Raw genomic sequence first — 18,218 nt, 5'->3', positions numbered from 1 at the left:
CCGCGTCAGGCGGTGGCGATGCCGGGCGACTTGCGCGGACGCGGTGCCGACCGCGGCTTCGACGGCTCGGAGTCGACACCTCCGTCGACGGCTCCCGGGTCGACCGGTGCCTTGCTCGGCACCTTGACCGGAGGGCGGTCGCTCAGCGGGCGGCTCTTGCTCGACAGCCACTGCGGGCGCTCGGGCAGGCGCTTCACGTCGGTGAACAGTTCGGCGAGCTGCACGTGGTCGAGCGTCTCCTTCTCGAGCAACTCGGTCGCGAGCTTGTCGAGGATGTCGCGGTTGTCGTTGAGCACCTTCCACGCCTCGTCGTGCGCCTGCTCGATGAGCTTGCGCACCTCGAGGTCGACCTTCTCGGCGATCTCCTCGGAGTAGTCGCGCTGGTGGCCCATGTCGCGGCCGAGGAACACCTCGCCCGCCGACTGCCCGAGCTTGACGGCGCCGATGTCGGCGCTCATCCCGTATTCGGTCACCATCTTGCGCGCGATCGCGGTGGCCTTCTCGATATCGTTCGAGGCACCCGTCGTCGGGTCGTGGAAGACGATCTCTTCGGCGACGCGGCCACCCATCGCGTAGGCGAGCTGGTCGAGCAGCTCGTTGCGGGTGACCGAGTACTTGTCTTCCAGCGGCAGCACCATCGTGTAACCGAGGGCCCGGCCGCGGGGCAGGATCGTGACCTTCGTCACCGGGTCGGTGTTGCGCATCGCGGCCGCGGCGAGGGCGTGCCCGCCCTCGTGGTAGGCGGTGATGAGCTTCTCTTTGTCGTTCATCAGACGCGAGCGGCGCTGCGGGCCGGCCATGACGCGGTCGACGGCCTCATCCAGGGCGCGGTTGTCGATCAGCTGGGCGTTGCTGCGTGCGGTGAGCAGCGCGGCCTCGTTGAGCACGTTGGCCAGGTCGGCACCCGTGAAGCCCGGCGTCTTGCGGGCGAGCACCGCGAGGTCGACGCCCTTCGCCATCGGCTTGCCCTTGGCGTGCACGGCGAGGATCTGCTCGCGGCCCTTCTGGTCGGGGGCGTCGACGCCGATCTGGCGGTCGAAGCGGCCCGGGCGCAGCAGGGCGGGGTCGAGGATGTCGGGGCGGTTCGTCGCCGCGATCAGGATGACGTTCGTCTTGACGTCGAAGCCGTCCATCTCGACCAGCAACTGGTTGAGGGTCTGCTCGCGCTCGTCGTGGCCGCCGCCGAGACCCGCTCCGCGGTGCCGGCCGACGGCGTCGATCTCGTCGACGAAGATGATCGCCGGCGAGTTCTGCTTCGCCTGCTCGAACAGGTCGCGCACGCGGCTGGCGCCGACGCCGACGAACATCTCGACGAAGTCGGAGCCCGAGATCGAGTAGAACGGCACGCCCGCCTCACCCGCGACTGCGCGGGCGAGCAGCGTCTTGCCGGTTCCGGGAGGGCCGTACAGCAGCACGCCCTTCGGGATGCGCGCCCCGACCGCCTGGAAGCGCGCCGGGTCCTTCAGGAAGTCCTTGATCTCGTGCAGCTCCTCGACGGCCTCCTGCGCGCCGGCGACGTCCGCGAAGGTGACCTGCGGGGTCTCCTTGCTCACCAGCTTCGCCTTCGACTTGCCGAACTGCATGACGCGGTTGCCGCCGCTCTGCATGCTCGAGAACAGGAACCAGACGATGAGGCCGATGAGCAGGAACGGCACGAGGATGCTGAGCAGGCTCACGAACCACGGCGACTGCGGCACCTCGTCGTCGAACTTCGCGTCGCTCGCGGTGATCGCGGCGATGACCTCCGTGCCACGCGGAGCGACGTAATAGAACTGCACCAGCGTGCCCATGTCGCCGAACGAATCGCTGAGGGTGAGGTCGACGCGCTGCTCGCCGTCGACGATCTTCACCTCGTCGACCGTGCTGCCCTCGAGCAGCTCGAGGCCCTCCTGCGTGGTGATCTCGCGGAACCCGGTCTGACTGATGAATTGGAACGCGACGATGAGGGCGATGAGGCCCACGAGGACCCACACCACCGGTCCGCGGAAGATGCGCTTGAGGACGTCCATGAGACAGCCAGGGTATCGCTCAATTACTGGGCGCCGCCCCGGTGTTCGCTGGGCGCGGACTTCGCCCGTGTGGTCCCCCCATCGCGGAAGGACCACACGGGCGGTCGCCACGGCGTCAGTACGACGAGTAGACCGTCACCTCGTCGATCGTCCACCACTGCGGTGCCGCACCGGTCTGGGTGATCCGCAGATAGCGCGCCGTCGTCGGTGTCACCGAGATCGGGCGCTTCCAGCCATAGGCGATGCCGGTGGCGAGGGTCGTCCACGACGTGCCGTTGGTCGAGGCCTCGAGAGTGAAGCCACGCGGGTAGTCCCATCGGTTTCCCGACGGAGTCTGCACGATCACCATCGCCACGGTCCGGTTCGAGCCCATGTCGATCCGATACCACTCACCGCCCGCCATCGCGCTGCCGGTCGCCCAGCTACCGCCGCCGACACCGTCGATGCCGCCTCCCGTCGAGGTGCCCCCCGCCGTGCTCGAGGCCGTCGCCGTCCACCCGGAGTGACTGATCGCCACCGGGTTGTAGGTCGAGAGGCCGCCCGCGTACTTCGTGAGCGTCGCGACGAATCGCGCGTTCTGCGTGAAGTTCGCGGTTCCGAACTGCTGGAGCTTCGCGATGAAGGTCGCGGAGTCGTCGCCGTTGATGATCGGAACCGGCTTCTGGTTGTCGTAGTACATGCCCCAGTACGCGAACCCGTCGTTCGCGGTGCCGCGCACCTTGTAGGTCCACGCCGACCACGACACGTTCGAGGCGTTGAGTCCCGCCATGAACCGCGACCAGACGTCGTCGTTGTAGTACAGCGAGTACTCGCCGTACAGGATGGGCACGCCCGGGTTCGACAGCTTCGCCGCGAGCCCACCGAGTTCGTTGGTCACGAGCTGGTTCTGCGCCGTCCAATCCTTCGAGTTCGGCATGTCGTACGGGTGGTACTCGTACACGACGTTCGTCCATCCGTAGGTCGACGGCGACGCGATCGCGCTCAGGCTGAAGAACGCCCCGAAGAAGATCGTGTGGTCGGGGTCGATCGCGCGCACGGCGTCGTAGAGCCGGTCGTAGTAGTCGCTCTTCTGCGTGACATCGTCCGCGTCTTCGCCGTAGTCGATCAACGGCTCGTTGATCAGGTCGTAGCCCGCGACCGCCGGCTCGCCTTCGTACCGGGTCGCGATCTCCTCCCAGATGTCGACGACCCAGTCCTGGTAGGTCGAACTTCCCCAGAACCCGTTCGGGTTGGGCCCGATCCGACCGCAACTGCCCCACGGGCACCCGCCGCCGGGAACCGTGTGGAGGTCGATGAGCGTGTAGATGCCCCGCTGGCTGAGTTCGTCGATGACCCAGTCGATCTTCTCCCACGGGTTCGACTTCCACGTGCCGTCGAGGTTGAGGAAGGTGTTCCACCCGATCGGAACGCGCACGAAGTTGAAGCCCGCGGCATCGATGTTGTCGAGATCGCTCTCGGTGAGCCAGGTGTCCTGGTGGGCATCGATGATCGCCTGCGCCCCGGAGGCGCCGAATCGGTTCGCCATCGCCAGCTGCAGCGAGTAGTCGTCGTTGTAGAGCCCGGCCGTCAGTTCGCCGATCGACCACCAGGAGCCCGAAGACCCCGTCTGCGTCAGGCGGAAGTAGCGCGCCGCCTGGGCGACGAAGCCGATCGTCGTGGCCTTGCGCGTTCCGACGCCGGTTGCGACCGTGGTCCAGGTCGAGCCGTTCCGCGACAACTGAAGGGTGTAGCCCCGCGCGTAGTCGGTCTCGTCGGACGTGTTCTTCGCCGTGTCGATCGTGACGTTGTTGAGGGTCACCAGCGCACCCATGTCGGCCTGGATGTATTGGCCGTTGGTCTGCGCGGCACCGGTCGTCCACCGCGTCCCGACGTTGCCGTCGATCATGTTGCCCGGCGACGCCCCGACGGATGCGCTCATCGACCATCCGCCCCGATCGATCGCCGTTCCGCTCGAGATGGCGATCTCGGCGATCGACCACCATTGGCTGGACGTTCCGTTGGAGACCAGACGCAGATACCTGCCGTTCTTCGTGCCCTGGAAGTCGGCCTGAATGGTGCGATCGTTTCCGAAGCCGCTCGCCACCTGGGTGTAGGTCACGTTGTCCCACGACACGTAGACGTCCCAGATGCGCGGATAGTCGTTCGCGGTCGCCGATCCGGCGTCGAACAGCACCTTGTCCATGTCGACGTTGCGGCCGAGGTCGATCGTGAAGGACTGGCCCGGCACCTGCGCGGTGCCGCTCTGCCACACGGTCGCCGCGTTGCCATCCAGTGCGTTTCCTGCGGCACTGCCGCCCGCCGTCGCGAACGCCGTCGCCGTGTGGGTGCCGTTGTGGAGTGCGGGGTCGCTGAAGAGGTTCAGTTCGCCGACCGACCACTGCGCCGCCGCGCTGGCGACCTGCCGCACCCGCACGTAGCTCGCGACCTGCGGCGAGAACTTGGCGGTCGTGACGCCGTCGACCCCCGGCTGGCTGGCGACGCTCACCCAAGAGGAGCCGTTGCTCGAGACCTCGACGACGATGCTGCGCGGGTACTGGCCGCCGTTCGCCGTGTTGTCGATCGAGAGGCGGTTGAAGAGGGTCGGAGCGCCGAGGCTCACCTGCAGCCACTCCGTCCCGGCCTGATTCGACCCGGTTGTCCACCGCGACGTGCCGGACCCGTCGAGCGCGGCCGAGGCCGTGCCGGCGGATGCGCTGGCCGACCACCCCGTGCGATCCACGGCGAACTCGCCGAGGGGCGACATCCAGTCCTCCTGGGTGAGCCAGCCTCCGACGTTGGTGCCGCGCAGGTTGATGGTGGCGCCGGTGCCCGAGTTCGTCTTCAGGACGTTGCCATTGGCCTTGATGAAGTCGCCGGCTCCGAGCGCGGCGTGCGCGGCGAGTGGTGGTGTCAGTCCGACGGCGACGAGCGTGGCTGCGAGCAGCGCTCCCGCGAAGGTCTTCCCTTTCATGATCCTCCTCGATCACACCCCGCGTCATTGCAGGGTGGGTGACTCTCGAATGTGTGCGCAATGCACGGGCGACGACGCCCGCCGCGTTCCAGCATGGCACCAGGAGGAGGCTTTGTCGATGACTTAAATTAAGCCTTACGGAAAATGAGTCATGGTCGGCGCTGCTCGCGCACGAGCGACTCGAGAGGCATGATCGCCGCGCCCAGCGCGACCGTGTCGCCGCCGAACGTCGAGGCGACCAGATCCGTCTGCTCCCCGATCCGACGCAAGGCGTTGGCCCGGGTCGCCGCTTCGATCCGGGGGCCCAGATGCTCCATCAGCCGCAGTCCCACCCAGCCCCCGATGACGATCCGCTGCGGGTTGGTGAGGTTCACCAGGCTGCCGAGTGCCACGCCGAGCGCATCCACGACATCCTCGACGACCCCTGCCGCCCGGGCATCCCCGGCCTCGGCCGTCTCCAGCAGGTCGCCGATCGCCCGCCAGCCGCTGCCCTCGAATGTCGCACCCGTCGCGCGCCAGGCGTCGAGAATCGCGGTCGCGCCGACGTACGCCTCGACGCAGCCTCGATCTCCGCAGCGACAGAGCGCTCCACCCCGCTCGATCTTCATGTGGCCCCACTCGGCCGCGCTGCTCGTCGCCCCGCGCTGAAGGCGGCCGTCGGCGATGATGCCCATGCCGACGCCGCGCCCGAGGAGGGCGACGAGCGCATGCTCGACCCCGCGCGCCGCGCCGAACCAGAGCTCCGCCATCGCCTGGGTCTTCGCGCCGTTCTCGGCGAACACCGGTACGTCGAAGTCGATCAGCTCGTCGACCCGCACGGGTTCCCAGCCGAGGCTCTGCGCATAGAGCATCTGCCCCCCGTCGGCCGTGGATTCGACCACGCCCGGCAGCCCGAGACCGATCCCCACCAGCGACGACCAGGCCTCGAGGTTCCGGTCGCGCAGAGCCACCAGCGCGTCGTGCAGATCGTGGGCGATCGTCTCGGGGTTCTCCTCCTCGCGGCCACCGCGGAACTCCCGGTCGACCCGATGCATCGACAGATCGAAGAGCTCGACCGCGACCCCGCGCTCGCCGACGTCGGCACCCACCAGGTAGGCACCCTCCGGGCGCGGCTCGACGAGACTGATCGGCCGGCCGCCGCGGGAGGCGATGAGGCCCGTCTCGTGCACCAGGCCCTCGGCCACCAGATCGCTCACGATGTTCGTGGCCGACGCGAGGGAGAGCCCGCACGCGCGAGCGAGATCGCCGCGGTTGGTGCGCCCCGTCTGCAGGATGTGGGTCAGCACGACACCTCGGTTGCGCTGCCGNCCACCCGAACCCCGCAGCTCGACCCCCGCGAGGGTCACCGGCCGTTCCGCGACGACCCGCACCCCTCGCGCCGACCGCTCCACGCGGGCTCCGTCGATGACACCCTCCGGGCCGATCACGCGGGCGCCCTCGACGGCGAGGGAGCCTCCGCCCTCGAATTCGAGCCAGTCACCGGGACGCAGGTCGACGACGAGCTGCTCGGCCGGCCGGTAGTCGCGCCCGTCCGACTGCTCGAACGGGTTCTCGGGGTTGTCTCCGCGATGCGCGAATCGAATGCCCGCCGCGTCGTCGGCTCGGATCCCGGCCAGCGGCTCGCCTCCGGCGACCGAGAACGACTCCCCCGCCCCGCGGAACCCGAACCCCCAGGCGGGCACCACCCTCGGCGCGACGCCCGTGATCGCGGCGACGACATCCGGCTGCCACCGGCAGTTCTCGATCCGCATGTTCTCCAGCAGCTCGTCGAAGATCCGCCCCGCGTCGGCGACGTCGCCGCCGGGAATCGCCGCGGAGACGTCATCCCACCCCGCGGGCGGCACGATCGAGGCCGGCGACGTGCGCGTGTCGATCTTCTTCCACGGCCAGAAGTTCCAGCCGATCCCCTCGGTCTCATAGAGCCGGAACGCGGTGTAGAGCCACGGCAGGGTGTTCTCGCCGCCCTCGCCCATGTAGATCGGCAGACCGAGCCGGTCGCGGGCCTCGAGGAACGGCGCGATCGACGCGCGATCGGGGCTCGACCAGTACTTGTGGAACTGGAGGGCGGAGTTGTCATCCCACACCTCGGTGAAGATCGACCAGTTGGTCGCCCAGTGGCTTCCCTCGTACATGATCAGGTGATCGGCATCGACGGCGCGGATCTCCCGGGTGAGGTCGCGGTAGAGCTCGACGAGGTCGTCGGCGAACCGATGCTGCCACTCGTTCGGCAGCGGCTCGTTGAGCAGGTCGTAGCCGAGCACCGTGGTGTCACCGGCATACCGGGTGGCGAGCTCTCGCCAGAGCGTGAGGGTGTTGGCGCGATGGCGGGCCTCGAAGAACAGATCGGGGCGTCCGAGCGAGTCGTCGATGTTGGTGCCGGTCTGCCCGCCGGGAGCGCCGTGCAGATCGAGCAGCACCCACAGGTCGTGCGCCCGGCACCAGCCGATGAGCCGGTCGATCTGCTCCAGCCCCGCCTCGATCATCGAGCCGTCGGCGTTCTGGATGCCGCGGGCGTTGATCGGCAGGCGCACGTGGTCGAAGCCGCTCTCGGCGATCCGCACGATATCGGCCTCGCTGATGAAGGCATCCCGGAATCGCGCCCAGAACGCCGCCGCCCCGTCGACGCCGAGCAGCCGCTCGACGAGCGCTTCGATCTCGCGCGGCGACTCGGCGCCGGGGCCGAACCGCCACATGTACCCCTCGGGCAGCATCCAGTTGCCGAGGCCGACGCCGCGCAGGATCAGGTCGCGGCCCGAACCGTCGACGAGACGGCGGTCGTGCGCGCGCACGAAGCCGTCGAAGGATGCCGGACGGCGCGGGAAGACGGGGGTGGCCGGTGAGGTCACGGATGCAGCTCCTGTCGGGATCACTTGAGTCCGGAGAGCGCGAAGCCCTGGACGACGTAGCGCTGGAAGACCACGAACACGAGCAGCACGGGCACGACCATGACGGTCGCCGCGGCCATCTGCAGCGCCGGGTCGACGGCGAGCTGCTGATTGAGCAGCGCGAGCCCCACCGAGAGCGTGTAGAGCTTCTGGTCGCTCGCGATGATGAGCGGCCAGAGGAACGAGTTCCAGCCGGTGATGAATGCGAGCACCGCCTGCACCGCGAGGATCGGCTTCGACATCGGCAGCACGATCTGGAAGAAGGTGCGCAGTTCGCCGGCACCGTCGACCCGGGCCGCCTCGAGCACCTCGTCGGGAATCGTCGACATGAACTGCCGGAAGAGGAACACCCCGAAACCGCTCACCAGGGTCGGCAGGGCGATGCCGACCAGGGTGTTCGTCAGCTTCATCCCGTTGAGGATGAGGTAGGTCGGGATCATCGTGACCTGCACCGGGATCATGAGCGTCGCCAGCACGAGGAAGAACAACCCGCCCTTGCCGCGGAACCGGAACTTCGCGAACGCGTAGCCCGCCATCGCCATGAACAGCAGGCCGACGCCCCCGATCAACACGACGATCACGGTGTTGCCGAGGTAGCGACCGAAGTCGAGCTCCGTGAACAACCGGAGGTAGTTGGCGAGCGTCGGCTCCTGCGGAAGAAGCGTCGGCGGGAAGTCGATCGCCTCGCGCTGCGGCTTGAACGAACCGGCGATCATCCACAGCAGCGGGAAGGCGGTGGTGATCGCTCCGGCGAACAGCACGAGTCCGATGGAGAGCGAGATCGCGAGGCGACGGCGCGCCTCGGGCGGGCGGCGCCGACGGCGCGGGTCAGGCGTCGACATCCGGCCTCCTCAGGCGCAGCTGCACGAACGTGATGATCGCGATGATCGCGAACAGCACGAGCGAGCCGGCACTCGCGTAGCCGAACTGGTTGAGCCGGAAGCCCTCCTTGTAGAGGAAGATCGAGACGGATGTCGTCGCCCCGAGGGGCCCGCCGTCGGTGAGCACGAACGGCTCGTCGAAGAACTGCAGCCACGAGATCGTCGTGGTGACGGTGACGAAGAAGATCGCGAAGCCGAGCAGGGGCAGCACGACCGAACGGGTGGTGCGCCACTCGCCGGCCCCGTCGAGGGCGGCGGCTTCGCGGTACTCCCGCGGGATGCCCTGAAGGGCCGCGAGGAAGATGATGATGTTGAGGCCCGTACCGCGCCAGATGGCGACGAGCGCGACCGAGAACTTCGCGAGCCACGGGTCGGAGAGCCACTGCACCTGGTCCACCCCGATCAGGGAGAGCAGGTAGTTGAAGAGTCCGAACTGGGTGTTGTAGAGGTAGCCCCAGACCAGCGAGATCGCGACGATGCCGGTCACGGCGGGCACGAAGTAGAAGGAGCGGAGCGCGCGGGCGAACCGGCCGCCGCTGCGCTCCAGCATGAGCGCGATGCCCAGCGAGACGATCACGATCGCCGGCACGCCGACGATCACGAACAGCCCGGTGTTGCCCAGCGCCCGCCAGAAGTCGGGATCGGCGGCGAGCGCGACGTAGTTGTCGACACCGACGAACTCGACGTTGCCCCAGTTGGCGAGGCCCGAGATGTTCATGTCGGTGAGACTCACGGCTGCCGCGACGGCGATCGGCAGGACGCCGAACGCGAGCAACAGCAGGATCGCCGGCGAGACGAACAGGTACGGAGTGAGGGATGCGCGGCGCATGTGGTCTCCGTTCCGGTCGAGGGTGAAGGGGGGTGGTGCGGGGCGCCTCAGGAAGGCGCCCCGCACCGGTCTCGATCAGCCGATCGAAACACCCTCGGTCTTGGCGAACAGTTCGGCAAGCGTGGCATCCCGGTCGGCGCCGGTCAGCACGATCGCGTTGAGCGCCGCGAGCAGGTCGGACCCGGTCGCGCCGTCCCAGTTCGGAACGAGCGGCAGCACCTTCGAGTCCGCGAGCTGCTGCGAGTACACCTCGACGAGCGGGTCGCTCTGCAGGCCCGCGTCTTCCAGCGCCGCCGAGACCGCCGGCAGTTCGCCATTGATCTCGAACCACGACAGCTGCGCCTCGACGCTCGACAGGTACTCGAGCAGGTCGAGCGAGGCCTCCACCTGCTCGGTGTTGTGCCACACGCCCAGGTTCGAGCCGGCGAACAACGACGTCTTCTCGTCGGCGCCGGGAACCATCGTGACGCCCCACTTGCCGTCGAGCTCGGGAGCCGCGTCGGCGATCGACCGTGCGAGGTACGGGCCGCTCACCAGCATCGGGGTGATGCCCGAGATGAAGCCCTGCGTCTGGTCGAAGTCCGAGTTGGTCGGCACGCTGCCGTCGGCGTAGAGACCCGTGTACAGGTCGACCGCCTCGGCGAACTCCGGGGTGTCGAAGTCGACGTTGCCGTCGGCGTCGATGATGTCGCCGCCGAAGTCCCAGGTCATGATGACCGGCAGCGGGCTGTCCCACTGCGGGATGTAGTACCCGTACTGGCCGTCGCCGCGGGCGGCGAGGGTGGCGGCATCCTCACGCAGCTCGTCCCACGATGCGGGCGGTGCGTCGATGCCGTTCTCCTCGAGGATGTCGGAGCGGTAGAACAGCACACGGGTGTCGCTCACCCACGGCACGCTCACCGTCTCTCCGCCGACCTGGGTGGCCTCGGCCACGCCATCGGGGAAGTTGTCGGCGGCGAGACCCGGGTGGTCGCCCAGGTAGTCGTCGAGCGGAAGCAGCGCGCCGGCGTCGGCGAAGGTACGCAGCTTCGACAGCCCGATCTGCAGCAGGTCGGGGCCGGAGCCGGAGGCGACCGCGGTCGTCAGGCGCTCGTCGATCGCGTCCCAGGGGACGGCCACGACCTCGACCTCGATGCCGGTCTCCTCCGTGAAGGGGGCGACGAGCTGTTCGAAGTTGGCGCCGGAGTCGCCCATGATCCAGACCGTCAGCGGACCTTCGGCGTCGCCGCCGCTGTCCGTCGAGCACGCCGCGAGACTCGCGGCGACACCCAGGGCCGCGACTGCGGCGAGGGTGCGGGTAACCGTTCTCTTCATCGAGATTCCTCTCATCGTGTGATTCGGATTGTGGTGCACGGGAGCGGCGCTCCCGGGGTTTCAGGCCGATCGCGTCAGTGCGTCGGCCTGGGCTCGGTGCTCGAGAATCGCCCGCCGGTACCAGTGGGCGCTCAGTTTGGGGATGCGCTCCTGGGTTCGGTAGTCGACGTAGACGAGTCCGAATCTCTTGCTGTAGCCCTCGGCCCACTCGAAGTTGTCGAGGAACGACCAGGCGTAGTACCCCTGCAGGTCGACGCCGGCGCGAACGGCGTCTGCCGCCGCGTCGAGGTAGCCCCGCAGGTAGGCGACCCGTTCGTGGTCGGCGACAACGCCATCCGGGTCGACGTAGTCGGAAAAGCTGGCACCGCTCTCGGTGACGTAGATCGGCAGCGACGTGAATTCGGTGGCCACGCGCCGCAGCACGGTGGTGAGCGCGTCGGGCGTCACCGACCACCCGAACGACGTCGTCGCGGGTTCGGCGGCCGTCTCGACGGCGTCGAGCATTCCGGAACCGGGGGCGTGATGCACGAGCACCCGCTGGTAGTGGTTGACGCCGGCGAAGTCGGTCGGCACCGCGATGATCTCGAGATCGCCGGGGCGAACGTGATCGCGCAGCCCGGGAAGGGTGTCGAGCACCGCGTCGGAGTACCGCCCGAGGTAGACGGGATCGAGGAAGATCCGGTTGCTGGCGGCGTCGACGCGGGTGGCGGCGGCCCGGTCGACCAGCAGGTCGCTCTCGGGCACGACGTCGGTGACGATGTTGGTGATGCCGATGCGGGCGTCGGGGCTGGCGGCGCGGATGCGCGGCACGGCAAGCCCGTGCGCGAGGTTGAGGTGATGCGCGGCGGCGACCGCGGCGGCGGGCTCGGTGCGGCCCGGCGCGTGCGCCCCCGAGCCGTAGCCGAGGAACGAGCTGCACCACGGTTCGTTGAGGGTCACCCAGTCGGTCGCGAGGTCGCCGAGGGCGCGCACCGCGAGGTCCGCGTAGTCGGCGAAGCGCTCGGCGGTCGCGCGCACCGGCCAGCCGCCGGCATCCTCGAGCGGTTGCGGCAGGTCCCAGTGGTAGAGCGTGACGAGCGGGCGGATGCCGCGGTCGCGCAGGCCGGCGAGCACCGCCCGGTAGAAGGCGACGCCGTGCGGGTTGAGGTCGCCGCGTCCGGTCGGCTGGAGCCGCGACCACGAGACCGACAACCGGTAGTCGGTGACTCCGAGGTCGGCGAGCAGATCGAGGTCGTGCTCCCACCGGTGGTAGTGGTCGCAGGCGATGTCGCCGGTGTCACCATGGAACGTGCGACCGGGGGTCGCGGCGAAGGTGTCCCAGATGCTCGCGCCCCGACCGCCTTCGTTCGCGGCACCCTCGATCTGGTAGGCCGCGGTCGCCAGCCCCCACCGGAAGCCGGGGGGAAAGGCGGATGCGTCGGCGAGCGAGAGCTCGGCGTTCAGGCGTGCGGCAATCGGCATCGATCGGTCGTCTCGGGTTGGGAGCGGAAGCGGTCATCCCGCTTATTTCACGCCTTACTCTAACCCCTGCTAAATATGATCGCAACCCCCGCGCCCGACACGCGCGTTTGCTCCGCACCTTGCGCGTCGCTCCGCGGGATTCCGGCGGAGCAAGGCGGAAGAAGCGGAGTAACCGGGCCTACGAGTAGACGTGCGGGGCGAGGATGCCGATCGACCGCAGGTTGCGGTAGCGCTCCGCGTAGTCGAGGCCGTACCCGACGACGAACGCGTTCGGGATGTCGAAGCCCACGTAGCGCGCCTCGATGTCGACCTTCGCCGCTTCGGGTTTGCGCAGCAGGGCGCACACCTCGAGGGATGCCGGATTGCGGCTCTCGAGGTTGGTGCGCAGCCACGACAGCGTGAGGCCGGAGTCGACGATGTCTTCGACGATCAGCACGTTGCGCCCGGCGATGTCGGTGTCGAGGTCTTTCACGATGCGCACGACGCCGCTGGACTCGGTGCTCGTGCCATACGACGACGTCGCCATCCAATCCATTTCGACGTCGCGCTTGAGTTCGCGCGCGAGGTCGGCCATCACCATCACGGCACCCTTGAGCACGCCGACGATGAGCAGGTCGCGACCTTCGTAGTCGGCTTCGATCTGCCGGCACAGTTCGGCGATGCGGGCGTGGATCTGGCCTTCCGTGTACAGCACCTCGGTGAGGTCGCCCTCGATGTCAGCCGTGTCCATCCGTGTGCTCCTCAGCGATCCGTGCCCGGAATTCGATCATGCCACCCGTCCTGGCCACCCTCACCCCGGGAACGTCGAGCGGCCCCTGCCCGCGCCAGTCGGTGACCAGCCGCGCGATCTCGAGAGTGTGGGCGCGGCTCAGCGACACGCCGAACTCGCTCGCGACGACGAAGCGGATGATGCGCTGCCGCAACGCCGCCGGGTTCGCGGCGAGCGCGGCGACCGGCACCGCGAGCCCGCCGTCGATGTGCTCGGCGAGTTCTTCGGCGACCTCGTCGATCATCGTCGCGAAGGCCTCTTCGTCCTCCCGCAACTGCTCGGCGGTGCGGGCGAGCGCTTCCGTGACGCCCGGCCCGAGTTCGGCTTCGAGCACGGGCAGCACGTTCCTGCGCACCCGCACCCGCGTGTACGCGGGATCGTCGTTGTGCGGGTCGGCCCACGGCTCCAGCCCCGCGTCGGCGCAGGCCTGCACCGTCGTCGACCGACGGATGCCGAGCAGCGGCCGCCGGTACGGCCCCGCCACGGGCGCCATGCCCTGCAGGCTCGCCGAGCCGCTGCCGCGCGCCAGCCCGAGCAGAACCGTCTCGGCCTGGTCGTCGAGTGTGTGCCCGAGCAGCACCGCGGCGGCGCCCGTCTCGGCGGCGACGTCGGCGAGCGCCGCGTATCGGGCGTCGCGGGCCGCCGCCTCCGGCGACCCGTCGAGCGCGACCGTGACCCGCACCACGCGAACGGGGTCGAGCCCCAGCGCCCGCGCCTGCTCCGCTGCCCGCTCGGCCACGGCATCCGACCCGTCTTGCAGCTGATGATCGACGACCACCGCACCGGCCCGGCCGCGCGCCTCGAAGGCGACGGCGGCGGCGAGCGCGAGGGAATCCGGCCCACCCGACAGCGCGACGAGCACGAGACCCTCCACGGGAAGCGACTCGCGAACCGCGCGGCGCACGTCGGCGACGGCCGGAGTCAGCCGAGGACGAGCGGATTCAGGCATCGACTAACGTTAGACCCGCCTTCCGAAGCGAACCAGGAGCGTCATGTCCAGCAGCTACGCCGTCGTCATCGAATGCCCGAAGGGCAGCCGCAACAAGTACGAGGTCGACCACGTGACCGGCCGCGTCATGCTCGACCGGGTGCTGTACACCCCGATGGCGTACCCCACCGACTACGGCTTCTTCGAGAACACCCTCGCCGACGACGGCGACCCGCTCGACGTTCTCGTCATCGGCGAATACCCGCTGTTCCCGGGCATCGGCATGAGCGTGCGCCCCGTCGGCGTGTTCAAGATGACGGATGACGGGGGCGGCGACGCGAAGATCATCGCCGTCGCCGCGGGAGACCCGCGCTGGGACCACATCCAGGATCTCGCCGACGTGCCGGAGTACAAGCGCAAAGAGATCGAGCACTTCTTCGAGCACTACAAGGATCTCGAGCCCGGCAAGTGGGTCAAGACCGAAGGCTGGGGCGACAAGGCCGAAGCCGAGGCGATCGTCGCCGCCAGCTACGCGGCGTACGTTCCGGCGCACTGACGCCGGTTACACCGTCCCGTCGGCACCGATCAGACAGCCGTCGCCCCACTGGGCGGGCAGGGTCCAGCCGAACTCGGTCGACAGGCGTTGCGCTGCGCTCGAGAGCTGGATGACGCAGTCGACCCAGCGCACCTCCACGGCCGAGCCGGAGTCGGATTCGAACCCGAAGATGCCCTGCGCGATCTGGTTCTCGAGGTCGATGCGGTCGGTGATCGCCGGGTCACCCAGCAGCACGCTGGTGAACTCGGCGGCTCCGGGGCCGGTGACGATCGGCACGGTGCAGCCGAACGCCCCCGGGTCGTCCTGAGTCTCGGCGACGCTGCGGCCCTCGCCGAACGATGCGACGATGCCGCCGGCGGCGATCGCGACCGTCATCCCGTCGGGCCAGTCGCCGACCATCGTGAGCTCCGAGGTGACGACGCCGGTCGGCTCCATGCCGGGGTACAGCTCGAGCTGCGAGGAGATCGCGTTGGGGCAGGCCTCCTGAACGGCCCCGAACGGCTCAGGGGCGCTGACCTTGGTCTGGGCACGGTTGAAGGTGAGCTGCAGGCGCACCTCCTCGCCCTCGGCCTGGGCGGTGACGGAAACCCGCAGGAGGGCGCTGCCCGGCAGCGAGCCGACGGTCGTCGGGGTGTCGGTGGGTTCGACCTCGGGAACCGTCGCCGACGGTGAGGGCGACGCCGTCGTCGACGGTGAGGGCGTCGGGGCGCCGACGGCACATCCGGCGAGTCCCCCGAGGGCGAAGACGACGGCAGTGCTGACGAGAAGCCTGGCGAGGGGGGCGATCTTCGTACGGCGCATCCCTCGATTGTGTCAGCCCGTGGGCCTGCCCACGTAGGGAACCAGATCTGCGTAGCGCACATTCACGATTCGCACGAGCGCCGTCGGGTTCGGCGCCTCGATCATCTTGCCGTCGCCGAGGTAGATCGCGACGTGATACTTGCGGGGCGTGGAGGCCGATCCGCCGTACGAGTAGAACAGCAGATCGCCGCGCTGCATCTGTTCGCGGGGCACGAGTCGACCCTGCGCGTTCATGTAGTTGTACTGATCGGTCGAGGAGTGCGGGCCGATGTACACCCCGACGGATGCGTAGCTCGCCTTGGTGAGGCCCGAGCAGTCCCACGCGTTGGGGCCCATCCCGCCGAGTTGGTAGGCCTCGCCGAGCTGCGCGCTGGCGTAGGCGATCGCGCCTTCCACGGCGCTCGAGGCGGGCGGCGGCGGGGTCGGGTCGACGCCGGGCGGAGGCGTGGTCGGCGGCGGCGCGGGCGGCGGGGCGCTCGGCGGATTCGCGGCGAGCCCCTCCTGGTACTCGCGCTCGAGCGCCTCGGTCGTGCCCTTGAGCGTCGCCAGCTGCGCGTACATCCGGTCGATGTCGGCGCGCTGCGCGTCGGCCTTCGCCTGGGCGTCGCTCGCGGCAGCCTGCGCGGCGTCGTACTTCTCCTGTGCGTCGTCGGCGAGCTTCTGCCGTTCCCGCTCGGCGGCGCGGGCATCCTTCGCGAGAGCCTGCGCGGTCTTCTTGTCGTAGATCGCCCGGTCGAGCAGCGCGGCCGATGAGGCGGTCAAGCGGTCGGCGGTGCCGAGCCGGGCGAGCAGGGTGTCGGCGTCGTCGGCCGAGCCGAGCAGCAGGCCGAGGGTGACGTCGCCCCCGCCGTTCCGGGCGAGCTGGGCGACGATCACGGCGACCTGCTGTTCGGACTGCTCGGCGCGCTCCTGCGCCGCATCCGCCTGGGCTTTCAGCCGGTCGAGCTTCGCGGTCGCGGCGTCGAGGGCTGCCGCGGCGAGGGCGTACTCCTCACCGAGCTCGAGCGCGATGCGGTTGAGCTCGGCCGCTTCCGCTTCGAGCCGGATGAGGATGCCCTCGATCTGCTCGACCGTCGCCTGGGCGGCCGCCTCGTTGTGCCGCGCCTGCTCGACGTCGTCCCAGCTCGGGTAGTCGGGCTGGCGAAGCGCCATGGCCGGCATCGGGTTGGCGAACGCGAACAGCAGCGTCGCGGGAACCCCCGCCGCCACCATCCGTCGTCTGCGCTTGCCGTCTGCCATGGGGGATGCTCCTAACCGAGCGTGATTCCCTGGTTGCGCATGAACGGTACCGGGTTGGTGATGTCGCTGTTGCCGTTCACCCGCACGATGTAGTGCAGGTGGCATCCGGTGGACTGGCCCGTCGACCCGACCCTTGCGATCGGCTGGCCGGGCGAGACCTCCTGGCCGATGTGCACGCCGATGCCGCCGGCCTGGATGTGGGCGTAGCCGGTGCCGGTACCGTCGCGGTGGTCGATGGCGACGTAGTAGCCCCACGAGCCGTAGTAGCCGGCGTAGGTCACCACGCCCGAATGGGCGGCATAGATCGTGGCCCCACAACCCATTCCCGCCAGGTCGACCCCGGTGTGGAACTGCTGCTGGTGGGTGACGGGATTGATGCGCCAGCCGTACTGGCTCGAGATGTAGCCGCTCACCGGACGGGCCCACCCGGTCTGGCTGATCTCGCCCGCCGCGTTCTCGCCCCACAGCGCTTTGATGCCGGCGTTGTAGTCGGCGGTCGTCGCCTCTCGGATGCCGGCGAGGTACTCGATGCGCGAGCGCACCTCGGCGATGTCCTTCTCGGTCTGCGCGAGCTTCTCGGCGGCGGCGATGGCGGCGGCCTGGGCCTCCTGGAATGCCTTCTCGGCGGCGACCCGCAGCTCTTCGAGGATGCCCTGCGCCACTTCGGCCTGCTCGGCGAGCGCGTTGGCGCGGTTGCGCAGCTCGATGGCCTTCGCGTAGAGGTCGGCGTACCGGTCGCCGATCACCCGGCTGAGTTCGAGGCGATCGAGCAGCGCGTCAGGGGAACCGGGCGTCGTGAACAGCCGCGGCGAGAGGTCGGAGGATCCCCCCGACTTGCTCATCTCCGCGATCACCTGCGCGGCCACCGCGTACGCCTCGTCGGCTTCGGTCTGCGCGGCGGCGGTCTGTTCGACCAGCGCGTCGGTCACGACCTTCTGCTCGTCGTAGGCCTGCTGGGCCTCCGCGTAGATCACACCCTTGGCATCCGCTTCGTCCTGCGTCCGCTGCGCCTCGGCCTGCAGCCCCGCCAGCTGGCCTTCCAGGCTCGCCCGCAGAGCCTTCGCCTGCGCCTCGTTCTTCTGGGCGGCGACGACCTCTTCCCAGCTCGGGTAGTCGGCCGTGACTGCGGCGTTCGACGGGGCGATTCCGCCGAGGGCGGGGATGAGGGCGAGCGTGAGAGCCGCCGCGAGCACCCGGATGCGGCGCGCGAGTGTCGACGGCGCCTGCGCGCCGCCTGCCCCCCGGCTGGACGAACGTCCCATGATTCCCCGCATCTTCCCGTCGGCCGACCCCTCCGCCGTCACAGGAACAACATCGGCAACACTAACAACAAAGTCTCAACGGCGACTTGAACCTAGTTCAGGGGGCAGCCCGTGCCCGGTTCATCCGCGGGGTGTCCGACATCTGAGGCGATTGGCGTTTCCGACGCGCCGACCGTATGCTTGACCCTCGGTTGCTGTGCGGTTCGCACCTGCGTTGTCGCACTTCACGGCCCCATCGTTTAGTGGCCTAGGACACCGCCCTTTCACGGCGGCAGCACGGGTTCGAATCCCGTTGGGGTCACGCAATCGATGCTTCACCACAACTCAATACGCA

Annotated in this window: 13 protein-coding genes and 1 tRNA gene; 2 read left to right on the top strand and 12 right to left on the bottom strand. The window is 69.0% G+C overall.

The window, feature by feature from the left end; genetic code table 11:
• Positions 1–5 precede the first annotated feature (5 nt).
• The 9 genes from ftsH to tilS all read right to left on the bottom strand — a co-directional run bounded on the left by ftsH (position 6) and on the right by tilS (position 14,047).
• Positions 6–2,009 (bottom strand): ATP-dependent zinc metalloprotease FtsH, encoded by a 2,004-nt coding sequence (ftsH, locus tag IE173_RS13955; protein WP_191284132.1) that lies wholly within the window; start codon positions 2,007–2,009, stop codon positions 6–8.
• Between the two features lie 115 nt (positions 2,010–2,124).
• Positions 2,125–4,959 carry a discoidin domain-containing protein gene (locus IE173_RS13950; protein WP_191284131.1) on the bottom strand — a complete coding sequence of 945 codons (2,835 nt, stop codon included), beginning with the start codon at positions 4,957–4,959 and terminating at the stop codon, positions 2,125–2,127.
• 149 nt (positions 4,960–5,108) lie between these two features.
• Complete coding sequence (locus IE173_RS15550) at positions 5,109–7,652, bottom strand: ROK family protein (protein ID WP_461786906.1); 2,544 nt, start codon at positions 7,650–7,652, stop codon at positions 5,109–5,111.
• A gap of 173 nt (positions 7,653–7,825) precedes the next feature.
• A complete protein-coding gene (locus tag IE173_RS13935; RefSeq protein WP_191284130.1) occupies positions 7,826–8,686 on the bottom strand; it encodes a carbohydrate ABC transporter permease in 861 nt (286 codons plus the stop codon).
• Entirely contained in the window at positions 8,673–9,554 is an 882-nt protein-coding gene (locus IE173_RS13930) for a carbohydrate ABC transporter permease (RefSeq protein ID WP_191284129.1), read from the bottom strand. The genes IE173_RS13935 and IE173_RS13930 overlap by 14 nt, the downstream gene beginning before the upstream one ends.
• Positions 9,555–9,629: 75 nt before the next feature.
• Complete coding sequence (locus tag IE173_RS13925; RefSeq protein WP_191284128.1) at positions 9,630–10,868, bottom strand: extracellular solute-binding protein; 1,239 nt, start codon at positions 10,866–10,868, stop codon at positions 9,630–9,632.
• A 60-nt stretch (positions 10,869–10,928) separates the two neighbouring features.
• Positions 10,929–12,329 carry a GH1 family beta-glucosidase gene (locus IE173_RS13920; RefSeq protein ID WP_191284127.1) on the bottom strand — a complete coding sequence of 467 codons (1,401 nt, stop codon included), beginning with the start codon at positions 12,327–12,329 and terminating at the stop codon, positions 10,929–10,931.
• Positions 12,330–12,507: 178 nt separating this feature from the next.
• Positions 12,508–13,059 carry a hypoxanthine phosphoribosyltransferase gene (hpt, locus tag IE173_RS13915; protein WP_191284126.1) on the bottom strand — a complete coding sequence of 184 codons (552 nt, stop codon included), beginning with the start codon at positions 13,057–13,059 and terminating at the stop codon, positions 12,508–12,510.
• Complete coding sequence (gene tilS, locus IE173_RS13910; protein WP_191284125.1) at positions 13,046–14,047, bottom strand: tRNA lysidine(34) synthetase TilS; 1,002 nt, start codon at positions 14,045–14,047, stop codon at positions 13,046–13,048. The genes hpt and tilS overlap by 14 nt, the downstream gene beginning before the upstream one ends.
• Before the next feature lie 43 nt (positions 14,048–14,090).
• Between tilS and IE173_RS13905 the strand changes: the two genes are divergently transcribed.
• The gene (locus tag IE173_RS13905; protein ID WP_191284124.1) at positions 14,091–14,582 is read left to right on the top strand and encodes an inorganic diphosphatase; all 492 of its coding nucleotides are present in this window, start codon (positions 14,091–14,093) and stop codon (positions 14,580–14,582) included.
• Between the two features lie 6 nt (positions 14,583–14,588).
• On the opposite strand, the gene IE173_RS13900 is transcribed toward IE173_RS13905, so the two are convergent.
• The 3 genes from IE173_RS13900 to IE173_RS13890 are packed head-to-tail and all read right to left on the bottom strand — an operon-like array spanning position 14,589 to position 17,884.
• A complete protein-coding gene (locus IE173_RS13900; RefSeq protein WP_191284123.1) occupies positions 14,589–15,383 on the bottom strand; it encodes a YajG family lipoprotein in 795 nt (264 codons plus the stop codon).
• 12 nt (positions 15,384–15,395) lie between these two features.
• On the bottom strand, positions 15,396–16,622 hold the full coding sequence (locus IE173_RS13895) for a C40 family peptidase (protein WP_191284122.1): 1,227 nt from the start codon (positions 16,620–16,622) through the stop codon (positions 15,396–15,398).
• A gap of 11 nt (positions 16,623–16,633) precedes the next feature.
• Positions 16,634–17,884 carry a M23 family metallopeptidase gene (locus IE173_RS13890; RefSeq protein ID WP_191284121.1) on the bottom strand — a complete coding sequence of 417 codons (1,251 nt, stop codon included), beginning with the start codon at positions 17,882–17,884 and terminating at the stop codon, positions 16,634–16,636.
• Positions 17,885–18,112: 228 nt separating this feature from the next.
• Here IE173_RS13890 and IE173_RS13885 point away from each other — a divergent pair.
• A tRNA-Glu gene (locus tag IE173_RS13885) sits at positions 18,113–18,185 on the top strand.
• The last annotated feature ends 33 nt before the right edge of the window (positions 18,186–18,218 follow it).

The organism is Pseudolysinimonas yzui, from assembly GCF_014653215.1.
Lineage (GTDB): Bacteria > Actinomycetota > Actinomycetes > Actinomycetales > Microbacteriaceae > Pseudolysinimonas_A > Pseudolysinimonas_A yzui.
The sequence above is the reverse complement of the archived record's forward strand: the minus strand, read 5'-3'. Positions and strand labels throughout refer to the sequence as shown.

Excerpts from the sequence above, each read along its gene's own strand:
- ftsH (WP_191284132.1), bottom strand. The coding sequence starts at position 2,009 with ATGGACGTCCTCAAGCGCATCTTCCGCGGACCGGTGGTGTGGGTCCTC.
- IE173_RS13950 (WP_191284131.1), bottom strand. The coding sequence starts at position 4,959 with ATGAAAGGGAAGACCTTCGCGGGAGCGCTGCTCGCAGCCACGCTCGTC.
- IE173_RS13935 (WP_191284130.1), bottom strand. The coding sequence starts at position 8,686 with ATGTCGACGCCTGACCCGCGCCGTCGGCGCCGCCCGCCCGAGGCGCGC.
- IE173_RS13930 (WP_191284129.1), bottom strand. The coding sequence starts at position 9,554 with ATGCGCCGCGCATCCCTCACTCCGTACCTGTTCGTCTCGCCGGCGATC.
- IE173_RS13925 (WP_191284128.1), bottom strand. The coding sequence starts at position 10,868 with ATGAAGAGAACGGTTACCCGCACCCTCGCCGCAGTCGCGGCCCTGGGT.
- IE173_RS13920 (WP_191284127.1), bottom strand. The coding sequence starts at position 12,329 with ATGCCGATTGCCGCACGCCTGAACGCCGAGCTCTCGCTCGCCGACGCA.
- hpt (WP_191284126.1), bottom strand. The coding sequence starts at position 13,059 with ATGGACACGGCTGACATCGAGGGCGACCTCACCGAGGTGCTGTACACG.
- tilS (WP_191284125.1), bottom strand. The coding sequence starts at position 14,047 with ATGCCTGAATCCGCTCGTCCTCGGCTGACTCCGGCCGTCGCCGACGTG.
- IE173_RS13905 (WP_191284124.1), top strand. The coding sequence starts at position 14,091 with ATGTCCAGCAGCTACGCCGTCGTCATCGAATGCCCGAAGGGCAGCCGC.
- IE173_RS13900 (WP_191284123.1), bottom strand. The coding sequence starts at position 15,383 with ATGCGCCGTACGAAGATCGCCCCCCTCGCCAGGCTTCTCGTCAGCACT.
- IE173_RS13895 (WP_191284122.1), bottom strand. The coding sequence starts at position 16,622 with ATGGCAGACGGCAAGCGCAGACGACGGATGGTGGCGGCGGGGGTTCCC.
- IE173_RS13890 (WP_191284121.1), bottom strand. The coding sequence starts at position 17,884 with ATGGGACGTTCGTCCAGCCGGGGGGCAGGCGGCGCGCAGGCGCCGTCG.